This is a genomic window from Gluconacetobacter sacchari, from assembly GCF_014174255.1.
Classification (GTDB): domain Bacteria; phylum Pseudomonadota; class Alphaproteobacteria; order Acetobacterales; family Acetobacteraceae; genus Gluconacetobacter; species Gluconacetobacter sacchari.
Genome location: NZ_JABEQJ010000015.1, coordinates 78,663 through 91,509, shown reverse-complemented (window position 1 = coordinate 91,509; position 12,847 = coordinate 78,663). Strand labels below are relative to the sequence as shown.

13 protein-coding genes and 1 riboswitch are annotated in these 12,847 nt (G+C 65.0%); of the genes, 7 read left to right on the top strand and 6 right to left on the bottom strand.

Translation table 11 applies throughout. The features are described from left to right. Nucleotide 1: 1 nt before the first annotated feature. Nucleotides 2-2,110 carry a TonB-dependent receptor plug domain-containing protein gene (locus HLH48_RS12585; protein WP_182997861.1) on the bottom strand — a complete coding sequence of 703 codons (2,109 nt, stop codon included), beginning with the start codon at nucleotides 2,108-2,110 and terminating at the stop codon, nucleotides 2-4. A gap of 118 nt (nucleotides 2,111-2,228) precedes the next feature. Then, nucleotides 2,229-2,446: riboswitch (cobalamin riboswitch) on the bottom strand. A 170-nt stretch (nucleotides 2,447-2,616) separates the two neighbouring features. Between HLH48_RS12585 and HLH48_RS12580 the strand changes: the two genes are divergently transcribed. The 6 genes from HLH48_RS12580 (at nucleotide 2,617) to HLH48_RS12555 (ending at nucleotide 7,828) form a co-directional block, all read left to right on the top strand. Then, nucleotides 2,617-3,069: a hypothetical protein gene (locus HLH48_RS12580; protein ID WP_182997860.1), complete on the top strand. Its 453-nt coding sequence runs from the start codon at nucleotides 2,617-2,619 to the stop codon at nucleotides 3,067-3,069. A gap of 168 nt (nucleotides 3,070-3,237) precedes the next feature. Beyond that, the gene (locus HLH48_RS12575) at nucleotides 3,238-3,477 is read left to right on the top strand and encodes a FeoA family protein (protein ID WP_182997859.1); all 240 of its coding nucleotides are present in this window, start codon (nucleotides 3,238-3,240) and stop codon (nucleotides 3,475-3,477) included. A 16-nt stretch (nucleotides 3,478-3,493) separates the two neighbouring features. Beyond that, on the top strand, nucleotides 3,494-5,338 hold the full coding sequence (feoB, locus tag HLH48_RS12570; protein ID WP_182997858.1) for a ferrous iron transport protein B: 1,845 nt from the start codon (nucleotides 3,494-3,496) through the stop codon (nucleotides 5,336-5,338). Continuing rightward, entirely contained in the window at nucleotides 5,335-5,571 is a 237-nt protein-coding gene (locus HLH48_RS12565; protein ID WP_182997857.1) for a DUF6587 family protein, read from the top strand. The genes feoB and HLH48_RS12565 overlap by 4 nt, the downstream gene beginning before the upstream one ends. 274 nt (nucleotides 5,572-5,845) lie before the next feature. Continuing rightward, nucleotides 5,846-6,877, top strand: a complete 1,032-nt coding sequence (gene add / locus HLH48_RS12560; protein ID WP_182997856.1) for an adenosine deaminase — start codon at nucleotides 5,846-5,848, stop codon at nucleotides 6,875-6,877. Between the two features lie 42 nt (nucleotides 6,878-6,919). Beyond that, nucleotides 6,920-7,828, top strand: coding sequence for a delta(1)-pyrroline-2-carboxylate reductase family protein (locus tag HLH48_RS12555; RefSeq protein ID WP_182997855.1), 909 nt, complete (start codon nucleotides 6,920-6,922; stop codon nucleotides 7,826-7,828). Nucleotides 7,829-7,839: 11 nt separating this feature from the next. Here HLH48_RS12555 and HLH48_RS12550 read toward each other — a convergent pair whose 3' ends face one another. The 3 genes from HLH48_RS12550 to HLH48_RS12540 form a co-directional block, all read right to left on the bottom strand. Beyond that, complete coding sequence (locus tag HLH48_RS12550; RefSeq protein WP_264812510.1) at nucleotides 7,840-9,231, bottom strand: cryptochrome/photolyase family protein; 1,392 nt, start codon at nucleotides 9,229-9,231, stop codon at nucleotides 7,840-7,842. 61 nt (nucleotides 9,232-9,292) lie between these two features. Continuing rightward, nucleotides 9,293-9,502 carry a hypothetical protein gene (locus tag HLH48_RS12545; protein ID WP_182997854.1) on the bottom strand — a complete coding sequence of 70 codons (210 nt, stop codon included), beginning with the start codon at nucleotides 9,500-9,502 and terminating at the stop codon, nucleotides 9,293-9,295. 101 nt (nucleotides 9,503-9,603) lie between these two features. Then, complete coding sequence (locus HLH48_RS12540) at nucleotides 9,604-10,572, bottom strand: NAD(P)H-dependent flavin oxidoreductase (protein ID WP_182997853.1); 969 nt, start codon at nucleotides 10,570-10,572, stop codon at nucleotides 9,604-9,606. Nucleotides 10,573-10,794: 222 nt separating this feature from the next. Here HLH48_RS12540 and HLH48_RS12535 point away from each other — a divergent pair, with 222 nt between their 5' ends. After that, nucleotides 10,795-11,565, top strand: a complete 771-nt coding sequence (locus HLH48_RS12535) for a TetR/AcrR family transcriptional regulator (RefSeq protein WP_246387288.1) — start codon at nucleotides 10,795-10,797, stop codon at nucleotides 11,563-11,565. Between the two features lie 17 nt (nucleotides 11,566-11,582). Here HLH48_RS12535 and HLH48_RS12530 read toward each other — a convergent pair whose 3' ends face one another. Next, on the bottom strand, nucleotides 11,583-12,176 hold the full coding sequence (locus HLH48_RS12530; RefSeq protein WP_182997852.1) for a chalcone isomerase family protein: 594 nt from the start codon (nucleotides 12,174-12,176) through the stop codon (nucleotides 11,583-11,585). A 163-nt stretch (nucleotides 12,177-12,339) separates the two neighbouring features. Beyond that, nucleotides 12,340-12,837: a PaaI family thioesterase gene (locus tag HLH48_RS12525; protein ID WP_182997851.1), complete on the bottom strand. Its 498-nt coding sequence runs from the start codon at nucleotides 12,835-12,837 to the stop codon at nucleotides 12,340-12,342. Between the last annotated feature and the right edge of the window lie 10 nt (nucleotides 12,838-12,847).

Sequence of the window (12,847 nt, the reverse complement as noted above, 5' to 3'; positions counted from 1 at the left end):
GTCAGTAAGACAGCGTGACGCCGCCATACCCGCCACGCCCCGGCTGCAAATAGCCGATCGGCTCCTCATATTGCCGGTTCAGCAGATTATCCGCGCGGGCATGGACCGAAATGAACCGGTTGATCTTGTAATTGGCCGCGATATCGATCGTGACATACCCATGTCCCTTGGCGCAGACGCTGCATGTCTCGCTGCCGATCACTGGCAGGTCGCGCCAGCCGCTCACATAGAGAATGTTGCCCGAGAAGGTCAGGTCGCGGATCGGCGTCCATAGCGTATTGAAATTGAATTTATGCTGCGGACGCTGCTGCAATTCCGTGTCCAGCGTCTCGTTGCGCGCGTGGGTCCAGGTGTAGCTCAGGTTGAACTCCAGATCGCTGCGCGCCTTCCAGTCCAGAAAGGCCTCCACGCCGTACAGGCGCGCCTTCGCCACATTCTCATATGAATAATTGTAGTTATACGAAGAATCGATCGACAGCGCCGACTGGATCAGGTTCCTCACCCGGTTGTCATACCAGGTGGCGCCGAATGTCAGGCGATCATGCAGCAGCTTCTGCTCCACGCCGGCATCATAGCCGATCAACCGCTCGGCCCGCAGGTTCGGATTGCCCTTTTCGGAATATCCCGCGCCAACCTGGTTGGCGAAGAGCTGATACAGCGAAGGCCCGTGGAATCCCGAGCCGGCGCTGGCCTTGATGATGGTCCCCGTCCCCGGCACATGGATGGCGGGCGCCACCCGCCAGGTCACATGGTTGCCGTAGCGCGAATTCGCATCATAGCGGATATTGGCCGCACCATAGAGAATCCGGTTCCAGTTTCCCTGATACTGCCCATATCCCGCCGTCGTATCCATGCCGGCCGAATTGTCGTATCCGCTGTCCCAGATGCTGGCGGCGGTATGGCTGGTGTTGAACGTGTCATGGAAATGTTCGGCACCGACCAGAAACTGGCCGTACTGCTTCAGGTCGAAGGTCCCGTGCCAGTCGATCTTCAACCGATCCGACCGATAGTAACTGGGGTCCGGATTGATCGGGCTGCCATAGCTGGTGCCGGTTTCCGTCCAGCGATTGCGGTTGGTCATGTATCCCAGCCCGATCACCTGGTCGAACAGCCCGCCGAACGACACGAGATGCGCGGTGCCCCGCACGATCGCCTCGTTCTTGTTGTTCTGCTCGCGCACACCGGAATCCCCATACAGATTCTCGCTCTGTAGGTCATAGACCGAATAGGAATGGTAATTCGACTGGATCAGGCGCGCCGTCAGGCCAAGATCGAACGTCCGGGTCACGTCATATCCCAACCGGATATTGGCGCTCCGGTTGTCGTTGCGATTCCCCTCGTTCCGCTGCCGGCGGTCGGCCTGATACGCCCGCTCGATATAAGGCGGGATATTGTTGAATCCATCCATACGGTAATGGGACAATTCGATATTATAATGAAACCGCCTTGTGCTGCCCCGCGCACCCAACACCTGGTTGAACGTTCCATACGCCCCACCTTCAAGCCGGACGAACGGCGTAAGACGCCCCTGCCCCTGCGCGGTCGTGATGTCGATGACGCCCGCCATGGCATCGGCACCGTACAGGCCGCTCTGCGGCCCGCGCAGGATCTCGATCCTCCCCATGCCATCCGTCACGAACTGGCCGGCATCGAACGCCCCGCTGGGCGAACTGCCGTCATTGATGTCCATGCCGTCCAGCCGGACCTTGACCTCGTTCGCATTGTTCCCGCGCATGAAAATCGAGGTCGCGCCGCCGGGCCCTCCTGTCTGCACGACATTCAGTCCCGGCTGCCGCGTCAGGATATCCGCCAGGCCCCGGCGCTGCTGGGTCTGGATTTGCCCTTCGGTCACGATCGTCACGCTGGAACCGATGTCATCCACGCTGACCGGGCGACGGGCGGCGCTGACGGTAATGGTTTCTCCCCCCTCCTGCCGCTTCAGCGCGACATGGTTGCCGGCCGATGCGACCGGCCGCATCGTCGCGGTCGCCGGGCGGACGGGGGCTTTCGCCGACACGGTCACGGGGCGCATCTCCTGCGCCGCCGCCACGGACAACCCGACGGCGGTGAACAGCGTGGAGATGAAAAGAAGCGAGCGAAAATCATGCATCGGGAGCGTTCTCGTGACCAGGCGCGGCTGCCGCGAGACCACGAATCACGATCCGCCACCGATGCCGCGATGACGATCCTGCTCCGCCCGTCGGATGGCCCCGCCCAACGGTTCCCGGTCGCAACCAGTGCTGACGGCAGGTCTCCTGGCTCGCGGTTCGCATCCAGCATGGCCTTCCCGGAGGAACGAAACCCCAGTGGCCCCGGGCCATGACGCCCGGCGATGCGTGGACATGCCGCTTACAGTTGCGGGGACAGCCACAGGCTTGGGTCTCGCGACCCGCACTGCGTTCCCTTTTAATCCTCGGAGAGAGGAACCATCGCGCCCTTCATAGAAGCAGCACCCGGCCTGTCAAGAAAAACGCGCCCGTCCTCCAGACCGCCCATGGCGCGCGAATCCACCCGGACATCAGGCACCTCGACCATGAGGCACATTGTAAAATTCGTCATATCGGTCTTGAGTGGGATGCCGCCGACCGGCACGCATCCTGTCGAGGAGGACGTAGCGTGAAGAAAATCCTGTCCGCCGGACTGACGCTCTACGCCATGGGCCTGCCGATGCCCGTCCGCGCGGCGTCCGATCCGGCGGCCCTGACGACCGGCCAGATCACCTTCGTCATGAAGGAAGTCGGAGTCGGTGCCGGCTACACCTGGGGCAAGGGACATCTGGTCTATGCCGGCCGCTCCTACGCGTTCACGATTTCCGGCGGCGGACTGGGCAGCATCGGCTATTCGCATATCGCGGGACACGGCACGGTACGTAACCTCACCCGCCTGCAGGATTTCGACGGCACCTATTGGGCGGTGCAGGCCGAGGCGACCGTGGGCCGCGGCGTGGGCGGCAAGCTGATGGAAAACAACCGCCAGGTGGATATCGACCTGACGGCCACCGCCGCCGGCGGCGCCCGCCTGTCGGCGGAAGCGATGCGCATCACGCTGCACCTGCTCCCCGCGAGCTGAAAGCCCCCTCCCCGGGGCAGTGTCCCCCGACCATATCGGATCCTGATTGCACGGTCACCGCCCCTCCGGGGACGGACCGGGTGGAATGCGCCCGGCACAATGGACATCGGCGCGATTAAATATTAAGTATTATTCTCAACTGAACCTCCAGTGCCGAACGGATCCGGGATGCGACTGAACGAACTGAAGCTGGGGCGCAGCGCCGTCATCGACCATGTGGAAGACCATGCGGCCGGCGACCCGGTGGCCGAGCGACTGCGCGCGCTGGGTTTCGTGCCGGGCGAGCCGATCCGGATCGTGGCCGTGGGGCCGATCGGCGCGGACCCGATCGCGGTCGGCATCGGCTTTACCCGCTTCGCCCTCCGCCGTGCCGAAGCGGCGCGCGTGCTGCTGCGCGACGCGGCCTGACCCTCGGACCCGTGGCATGAGCGTCCTCAACGCCGCCCTGGTCGGCAATCCCAATTGCGGCAAGACGGCGCTGTTCAACCTCCTGACCGGCAGCCGGCAGAAGGTGGCGAACTATGCCGGCGTCACGGTCGAGCGCAAGGTCGGGCGACTGACGACTCCGGGCGGCCTGTCGGTGCGCCTGCTCGATCTGCCGGGCGCCTACAGCTTGGTCGCCACCAGCCCCGACGAGGCGGTGACGCGCGATGTATGCGCCGGCACCTATCGCGGCGAACCCGCGCCGGAACTGCTGGTCTGCGTGGTGGACGCCACCAATTTACGCCTGCATCTGCGCTTCGCGCTCGAAGTCCGACAGATGGGCCGGCCGATGATCCTCGTACTGAACATGATCGACGCGGCGAAGCGGCAAGGCATCGCGATCGATATGCCGCGCCTGGCGGCCGAATTCGGCGCCCCCGTGGTCACCGCCGTCGGCATCCGCCGCGACGGGGGCCGGGACCTCCTGCGCGCGCTCGACCTTCCGCCCCCGCCCCCGCCGCCCGCCATGCCGTCAGGCAGCGATTTCCATGCCGAGGCCCGCCGGATCCTGGCCGACTGCGTGACGCGCCCGTCGCGGCTGGGCATGGCGCTGGAAGAACGGCTGGATCGCTGGTTCCTGCACCCGGTCTGGGGCGTGGTGATCCTGTTCGCCCTGATGTTCGTCATGTTCCAGGCGGTGTTCTCCTGGGCCCAGCCGGTGATGGACCTGCTGGATGCCGGCACGGCGGCATTGGGCCAGGCGGTCGGCACAATCCTGCCCGACGGTCCGTTGCGCAGCCTGATCGTCGACGGCGTCATCGCCGGCGCGGGCAGCGTGGTGGTGTTCCTGCCGCAAATCCTGATCCTGTTCCTGTGGATCCTGGCGCTGGAGGAATCGGGCTACCTGCCTCGCGCCGCCTTCCTGCTGGACCGGGTCATGGCCACGGCGGGACTGAGCGGCCGCTCGTTCATTCCTCTGCTGTCCAGCTTCGCCTGCGCGGTGCCCGGGATCATGGCCACGCGCACGATCCAGAACCCCCGCGACCGGATGATCACGATCCTGATCGCCCCGCTGATGACGTGCTCGGCCCGCCTGCCGGTCTATACGCTGCTGATCGCGGCCTTCGTACCCGAGCGACGGATCGCCGGCCTGTTCAACCTGCACGGGCTGGTGCTGTTCACGCTCTACATGGCCGGCATCCTCAGCGCGCTGGTGGTGGCACGGGTGCTGAAGAACCGCGACCGGCAGGAAGAACATCCCCTGCTGCTGGAACTGCCGGCCTACCGCCTGCCCAACCCGCGCGACCTCGCTCTCGGCCTGAAGCAGCGGGCGGTGATCTTCCTGTCTCGCGTCGGCACCATCATCGTCACCGTCAGCGTGCTGCTCTGGGCGCTCGCCAGCTTCCCGGCCGCACCGGCCGGCGCGGCGGGCCCGGCGATCGAATGGAGCCTGGCCGGCCGCATCGGCCACTGGATGCTCCATGTCATGGCGCCGATCGGCTTCAACTGGCAGATCTGCGTCAGCCTGATCCCCGGCCTGGCGGCGCGCGAGGTCGCGGTCAGCGCCCTGGCCACCGTCTATTCCCTGGGCGCCACCGATGGCGACGCCGCCAACCAGCTCCTGCCGCTGCTGTCGGCGCATTGGAGCCTGGGCACCGCGCTGTCGCTGCTGGCCTGGTACATCTTCGCGCCACAATGTTTTTCGACGCTCGCGGTGATCCGGCGTGAAACCGGGTCCTGGCGTATGGTAGGAATAACGGCCGGCTATCTGTTCGCCATGGCCTACGGCGCCGCCTTCATCGTCTGGCGCGCGGCGCTTCTTCTCGGATGGGGGAGCAACCCATGATCGAAACCATTGTAATCGTCACCATCATCACGGCCTCCGCCCTCTACTGGGTGCGCCGGCTGGTGCCCGCCAGCCAGGGAATCTTCTGGCGCGGCAGCGCGGACATGCTGCGCGCGGTCCACGCTCCGCGCGCGTTGCGCGAGCGGGCCACGCAACGCGCGCAGCGAGCGGACAAGCTTCCCAGCGGCTGCGGCGCCTGCACCAAATGCGGCGATGGCGGCGGCTGCCACTGAGCGGGCCGCCGTCGCGGCCGCTTGGGAATGACCGAAGGCGAGAAACTGCGCCCGGATAAACCCGGCAACCCATGATCCCCTACGCGGCGCCGCAATCTTCTCCCGCCCGACAACCGTTTCCGTCTAAGAACTCGCCGATCGAACGGCGCCGGCCATCTCCAAAAAAGAACTGAAGACATTTCCTCGTTCCGTCTTCCCAAGGAAAAACGTGCCCCGGCACGCAAGACAGGGCATCATCGGCAATGATAGCCCTGTCCCGATGGAGTGAGACGCAATGACCGGCTCGATCGCCGCCTTTATCGACGCCCTGCCCAAGGCGGAACTGCATGTGCATCTGGAAGGCACGCTGGAAGCGTCGCTGAAGATGGAACTGGCGCGGCGCAACGATCATCCGCTGAAGGGCAGCAGCGCGGACGCCATCCGCGCCGGCTACGTCTATCACGACCTGCTGTCATTTCTCGACCTGTATTACGAGGGCGTCGAACTGCTGCAAACGGAGCAGGATTTCTACGATCTGTGCTACCAGTACCTGCAAAAGGTCGCTTCGCAGAACGTGCTCTATACCGAGATGTTCTTCGACCCCCAATTGCACACGCGGCGCGGCATCCCGTTCGCAACCGTCATCACCGGCATCACCCGCGCCCGCAAGGACGCCGAGCGCGATTTCGGCATCCGCTCGCAACTGATCATGTGCTTCGTGCGCGAAATGAGCGCGGAGTCGGCGGACGAGACCTTCACCCAGGCGCTGCCCTATCTCGACGACATCATCGGCGTCGGGCTCGATTCCTACGAGACCGGCAACCCGCCGGCCAAGTTCGCGCATGTCTTCGCCCGCGCCCGCGCGGCCGGGCTGCATCTGACCATGCATTGCGACCTGGACCAGGAGAACACGCACGAGCATATCCGCCAGGCGCTCGACGATCTGGCCAGCGAGCGGATCGACCATGGGCTGAACGTGCTGGACCGCCCCGAACTGATCGCCCGCGCCCGCGAACGCGACATCGTCTTCACCATCTGCCCGTCCCCCAACGACGTCATACGGCCCGGATGCGGCCGACGCGATCTGCGCGCCATGCTGGATGCCGGGCTGCGGATCACCATCAATTCCGACGACCCGGGATACATGAACAGCGCCTATATGACCGAGTGCCTGCGCAGCGCGCAGCAAACGGCGGACCTGACGCGCGCGGAACTTCTGGCCATCAGCCGCAACGCCTTCGTCTCCGCCTGGATTTCCGACGCCGAGCGTCGCCGCTATCTCGACAGGCTGGATCGTTTCGCGGCAATGCAGTCCGGCGAAGCCTGAAAGGACTCGTCCTTGCCCGTCCTACGCCGCTCAGAGGCCCCGATGCAGATCTTCACGGCCGGGCAGACCGCCCACCTTCTTCCCATCCCTGAACTCGTCGATACCCTGCGGGAGGTCGTGCAGGACTATGCCGCCGGCGGCATCCTGTCACCCGAACGGATGGTGATCGACACGGCGGATGCCGGCGGCCATCTGCTCTGCATGCCATCGATTGCCGGCGACATCATGGCCACCAAGCTGATCACGATCTTCCACGGCAACCAGGCACTGCCCGTGATCCAGGGGCAGGTGACATGCTGCGATGCGCGCGACGGCGCGTTCCTGTTCACGCTCGACGGGCCCGAGACCACAGGGCGCCGCACCGCCGCGATGTCGATGCTGGCCATCCGCCTGCTGCACCGCGCCCCGCCGCGCCATGTGCTGATCGTCGGCACCGGCACCCAGGCCCGGGGCCATATCGACGCCCTGCGCACCCTGTACCCGGAGGCCGCCATCCGCGTTCGCGGCCGCAAGTCGCCGGCGGTCGCCGCCTTGTGCGCGACCCTCGACCCGACAGGCCAGCATATCCGCCCCGAAACCCCGGGCGATGCCGAGGCCGCCGACATCGTCATCACCACCACCAGCAGCCACGAAATCGTCTATGATGCGCCCCCACGCACCGGCCGCCTGGTCATCGGCGTCGGCGCCTACCGGCCAGAAATGATCGAAATCGGCCCGAACCTGGTCCTGAACAGCCAGATCTTCGTCGACGATCCGATCGGCGCGCCATGCGAAGCCGGCGACCTGATCCAGGCCGGCGTGGACTGGCGAAGCGTCCGCCCGCTGGCCACGGCAATCGACACGCCCCCGTCCCCCGACCGGCCGATCCTGTTCAAATCGGTCGGCTGCGCGGCGTGGGATCTCGCCGCCTGCCGCCTCGCCCGCCGCCGCCTGACAGAAAGCACGGAATAACGGTCCAGGCCCTACCCTTCCGTCCGGGCGCGCAACGCCCGCCAGGCGGACAGGGCCCGCTCCCGCGCCGCCTCGTGCGGGATAAACGGCGCCGGATAGCCCACGGCGCCGCCACTCAGCCACGGCGTATGAATCCGCGCGTCCGGCAAGCCAGCCAGTTCCGGCACCCAGGCGCGGATATAGGCCCCGGACGGATCGAATCGACGCGACTGGATCAACGGATTCATCATCCGAAAGAATGGCGCGGCCTCGATACCGGTGCCCGCGACCCATTGCCAGTTCACCCCGTTGCAGGCCGGGTCGTAATCGACCAGCGTGCGCGCGAACCAGCGCTCGCCTTCCCGCCAATCGATCAGCAGGTGCTTCACCAGGAACGACGCCACCACCATGCGCACGCGGTTATGCATCCAGCCTGTCCGCCATAGCTGGCGCATGCCCGCATCGACCAGCGGATAGCCGGTTTGCCCGCGCTGCCACGCACGCAGCCCCTCGGCATCGCGACGCCACGCCATGCCGTCAAATTCCGGGCGCAGATTGCGCGACAGCAGATCGGGGCGGGCAAACAACACCGACCACGCGAACTCCCGCCACCCCAGTTCCGCCATGAATTTCGCCCAATCGCTCGCCTGCGGCCGGGCTCCCACCGCGTCGCGGATCTGCGCCGGCGTGATATGCCCCCAACACAGGAAGGGCGACAGGCAGGAGGTCGCCGACCGCGCCGGCTCATCCCGATCCCGCGCGTAATTCGCCAGCGGGCCGTCCACGAACCGTTCCAGCGCAGCGTGCGCCGATGCCTCGTCCGGCTGCCAGGCCGCCTCCAACCCGCCAGTCCAGCCGGCCGCCCGCATCTCCCGTCCGACAGCGCCGACATCGATCATGGACGGGAGGCCCGCCGGCGCTGGCGCGGCGAACTTTATCGCCACCGGCGTCGGCACGGGCACCCGCTCAAGCCCTGCCCGGCAGGCCGCCCGCCAATAGGCACCGAAGACGTGATAGGGCTGCCCTGCTTGCGTCCGGATCTCCCATGGCTCATGCAACAGGGCGCCGGCAAAACTATGGGCCGGCGTTCCCGCTCCCGTCAGCATTGCCTTCAACCGCGTATCCGTCTCCCGGCCTTCGGGATCGTACCGCCGGTTCCAGTACACCGCCCGCGCCCCGGTCGCGGCCACGACCGCCGGCAGGATCTCGATCGCCGCCCCCCGGAAGACATGTAGCGCTCCGCCAAGCGACCGCAGGGCGGCATCGAACAGATCCAGCGCCCGGCCCATCCACCAGCGCGCGGCGACCGGCTCACACGCGTCGTCGAGGATATAAACGCACAAGATCGGCGCGCCGGTTTTCACCGCCGCGACCAACGCAGCATTGTCCGCCAGCCGCAAGTCACGGCGAAACCACACGATCACCGGAGACGTCAGACCGGACCTGTCCCTTCGGGCCGCATTCACCGCCGGCCGGATACCTGTCCTACAAGGCTTTCAGTCCTGTATCGATCTTTTCCAGAACCTCGTCCGTCATCACCCCACCCGAGAATTTCGCCAGCGTCTTCAGTGACAGCCCCTTCGCCATCCCCAGTTGCGGATGTTTGGAGAACCCGGGCAGAACCGTCTCGACAACCGCCTTCGCCCGGTCGTCAGCCAGGATTTCACGAACGGTCGAATTGATGGAAAACGACATGTCAACTCCCTTTCAGAAATAATTATGCCCGTTTTTATTTTTATAAGAAGAAGGCGAAAAACCTTGGATGCGCCCATGCTACGATAGCGCGGAAAACATCATCATGCACCGTCCTGGTTCACCAGACGGCTCTCTTCCGCCAGACGCGACAGCGCGTCCCGATACTCCCGCCGCAACCGCGCGATCAATGTCGCGGCAGGCACCACCGCATCAACGGCGCCGATCCCCTGGCCCGCTCCCCAGATATCCCGCCACGCCTTCGTCCCGCCGCCGGCGAACGCCGTCACGTCCATCCGCGACGGATCGGATAGCGCCAGATCCTGGGGATCGAGCCCGGCCGCGCGCACGCTGGGCGCCAGATAATTGCCATGCACACCGGTGAACAGATTGGAATAGACGATATCCTCGGCGGAGGAGTCCACGATCATCTGCTTGTAGCGCGGATCCGCCGCCGCCTCCTCCGTCGCGACGAATGCCGAGCCGATATAGGCCAGATCCGCGCCCAGCGCCCGCGCCGCGGCGATCGAGCGCCCATTCGCAATGGCACCGGAAAGGACCAGCATCCCATCGAACCATGACCGGATCTCCTGCACCAGCGCGAAAGGCGATTGCGTACCCGCATGCCCGCCCGCTCCGGCCGCGACCGCGATCAGCCCGTCCGCCCCGCGCGCCACCGCCTTGCGGGCAAACACATTGGTGGTCACGTCATGCAGGACGATGCCGCCATAAGCATGCACCGCGTCATTGACCTCGGGCCGCGCGCCCAGCGACGTAATGACGATGGGCACCTCGTATTTGACCACCAGCGCCAGATCCTCCTCCAACCTGGCATTGCTGCGATGGACGATCAGGTTGACCGCAAACGGCGCATCCGCGATGGTCAGCGACCCGGTCAGCCGTTGCAGCCACGCCTCCAGAACCGACGCCGGCCGCGCATTGAGCGAGGGAATCGATCCCACGACCCCGGCGCGACAACACGCCAGGACAAGTTCGACCGTCGAGACCAGAAACATGGGCGCCGCGATAGCCGGCAATGCCAGCCGGTCCTGAAACGATATCGGCCTGGACATACACCCCTCCCGCCGGTCACGAAACGCTTGCTCCGGCAATTTCCTTCTTTTATTCTAACGATCGTTAGTCCGTCGAGACGCAAATGCAGGGCATCACGGATGGTTGAGAACACAAAACCTTATAAAGGCAGGGGACATCAACAATTATCCGGGAAAATGCCGTAAGCTTCCCGATGCCGGACCGGCAGAGTTGAAATCACCAGATTCTGGAACCGACCGAGAATGACGTCCTCCCGCAAATCGCCAGGAAGAAAAGCCCGGGCAGCCGTCGAACGCACCGTTCTCTCCACCATGCATGCGGCATCCGCGGTCCCCAACAGCGACGAAACCGCGGCACAAGCCGAACGCCGGCAGGAAATCCTCGAAGTCGCGGCACAGCTTTTCGCCGAACGCGGCTACAAGGCCACCTCGATCCGTCAGATCGCGGACGCGGCCGGCATGATGGCCGGATCGCTCTACTACCATATCCAGTCGAAGGAATCCCTGTTCGTCGAAATCCATAACCGCGCGCTCGACGCGGCGGCCAGCAGGATCTTCTCGGCGATCGCCCCCCACCCCTCGCCCTGGGCCCGGTTGCAGGCAGCATGCGTCGAATTGCTCGATATCCAGCTCAGCCTGACATCGATCACTCTGCCGCTGATGAACAGCATCATCTCGGCACCGCCGGACGTCCGCAGCGCCCTGATCAAGAAGCGGGACGAATTCGAGGCGATCTTTCGCAACATCATCGACGATCTGCCGCTTCCCCCCACGATCGATCGCGACATCTACCGGATCCTGCTGCTACGCGTCCTCAATACCGCAAGCGACTGGTACCGCAGCGGCCGCATGTCCCACGACCAGATTGCCGAGCAGATCTTCACAATTTTCAAGCACCAGGACCTGTCCGATACGGACGCGCGCACATCGACCAGGGCCGGCAGCCGCGCCGCCACCGCGCCGGGCCGCTCAAAGGTCGCCCGGCGCGGGGGGCGGCCGCAGCACGCCCCCTGACGAATGACGGGCTTTCCTCAATTCGCAATCCCAAGCAGACCGTCACGAAAACCCTTGGTCGGCGCCGCCGCGCTCAGCAGCGACTGGACCATTCCCTTGCCGAACGCCGGATCGTCGATCGACGCCACCACGACACCGTTCCGCTGCATGCTGACCCCCTGGTCCGTAACGAGGACAAGCTGGGCCTCGCCTTTCCTGGCGGCGGCCAGATGTCCGGTGAAAGCGGCATAGGATGCCTCGTTCTTTTCACTGCACCCATAAATCTTGCAGTAACGGGCATGGATCGAATCATACTCGTCCTTGACCCGCTCCAGGGACGCGTCGCGAAGGAACTCGGTATAGATGACCTTCGGATTGGGGCCATCGGCAATGGCCGTCCCGTCATGCCCCGGTGAGACGACGTAAAGACCGGTCGCATACCCGTCCACCAGATGATAGAAGACGCGCACGCCCACGCCATTCAGCTTCAGGGACGTATTGCCGATCTTCAGGTCGTCGGGAAAGACGGCACCGCCGATTCTGGTGTCCGCGTGACCGGCGGACGATGCGACCACCAGCCCGGCCGCCAGGGCCAGGGGGATACGGAACGACAACCAGCGCAATCCAGGCATGGATCAACCCTCCAGAAAATATCGGGCACCGCTTCACGCGGCATCCCGCCTCCCATCGCCGTCATCCCGATACGGACACACGCTCTGCGCGGTCCCGGCCCGACAAGAATGGGAAATGATTGTGAAACATGAAAACGCGGGCGAAACGCCACCCGCGACCGCATCAGCTTCGCATGAACGCGCGCAGCAGCTTTCCGGTATCCGGGCCCGACTCCGGGTCGGGCGCCGACCGTTTATAGACACCACTCGCCCGCGCGATCGGCATGCCCTTCACCCGCGCAAGCCCCTGGACGAAGACGGTGCCGCGCGTGACACGCAGCACATCGGCGCTGAACGCGATCCAGTCCTCAGGCTTGCCAGGTGCCAGGAAATCGACGACCAGCGATATGGTAGGCAGGATCGGAACCTGAAGATCGTGCTCGAACATCGCCGCCATGGCCAGATACCCGTCGAAAACGGTGGCGATCATGCCGCCATGGCAGACCCCTGCGTGATTGCAGTGACGGGGCTGCACGACGAAGCCGGCCAGCAATCGTCCATCCGCCTCGGCCACGTCAAACCCGCCGATGACCGCGTCGAAGCCGCTGTCGTTGAGCAGGGGCAGAGGACGAAAGCCGGCGGGCCGCGCCCCAGCCGGTGGAATGTCAGACAGATGAACCATAGAGAAAGTT

What these genes read in the sequence shown, in the direction of transcription:
- HLH48_RS12585 (WP_182997861.1), bottom strand. Translation starts at nt 2,110, where the DNA reads ATGCATGATTTTCGCTCGCTTCTTTTCATCTCCACGCTGTTCACCGCC.
- HLH48_RS12575 (WP_182997859.1), top strand. Translation starts at nt 3,238, where the DNA reads ATGCGACTGAACGAACTGAAGCTGGGGCGCAGCGCCGTCATCGACCAT.
- feoB (WP_182997858.1), top strand. Translation starts at nt 3,494, where the DNA reads ATGAGCGTCCTCAACGCCGCCCTGGTCGGCAATCCCAATTGCGGCAAG.
- HLH48_RS12565 (WP_182997857.1), top strand. Translation starts at nt 5,335, where the DNA reads ATGATCGAAACCATTGTAATCGTCACCATCATCACGGCCTCCGCCCTC.
- add (WP_182997856.1), top strand. Translation starts at nt 5,846, where the DNA reads ATGACCGGCTCGATCGCCGCCTTTATCGACGCCCTGCCCAAGGCGGAA.
- HLH48_RS12555 (WP_182997855.1), top strand. Translation starts at nt 6,920, where the DNA reads ATGCAGATCTTCACGGCCGGGCAGACCGCCCACCTTCTTCCCATCCCT.
- HLH48_RS12545 (WP_182997854.1), bottom strand. Translation starts at nt 9,502, where the DNA reads ATGTCGTTTTCCATCAATTCGACCGTTCGTGAAATCCTGGCTGACGAC.
- HLH48_RS12540 (WP_182997853.1), bottom strand. Translation starts at nt 10,572, where the DNA reads ATGTCCAGGCCGATATCGTTTCAGGACCGGCTGGCATTGCCGGCTATC.
- HLH48_RS12535 (WP_246387288.1), top strand. Translation starts at nt 10,795, where the DNA reads ATGACGTCCTCCCGCAAATCGCCAGGAAGAAAAGCCCGGGCAGCCGTC.
- HLH48_RS12530 (WP_182997852.1), bottom strand. Translation starts at nt 12,176, where the DNA reads ATGCCTGGATTGCGCTGGTTGTCGTTCCGTATCCCCCTGGCCCTGGCG.
- HLH48_RS12525 (WP_182997851.1), bottom strand. Translation starts at nt 12,837, where the DNA reads ATGGTTCATCTGTCTGACATTCCACCGGCTGGGGCGCGGCCCGCCGGC.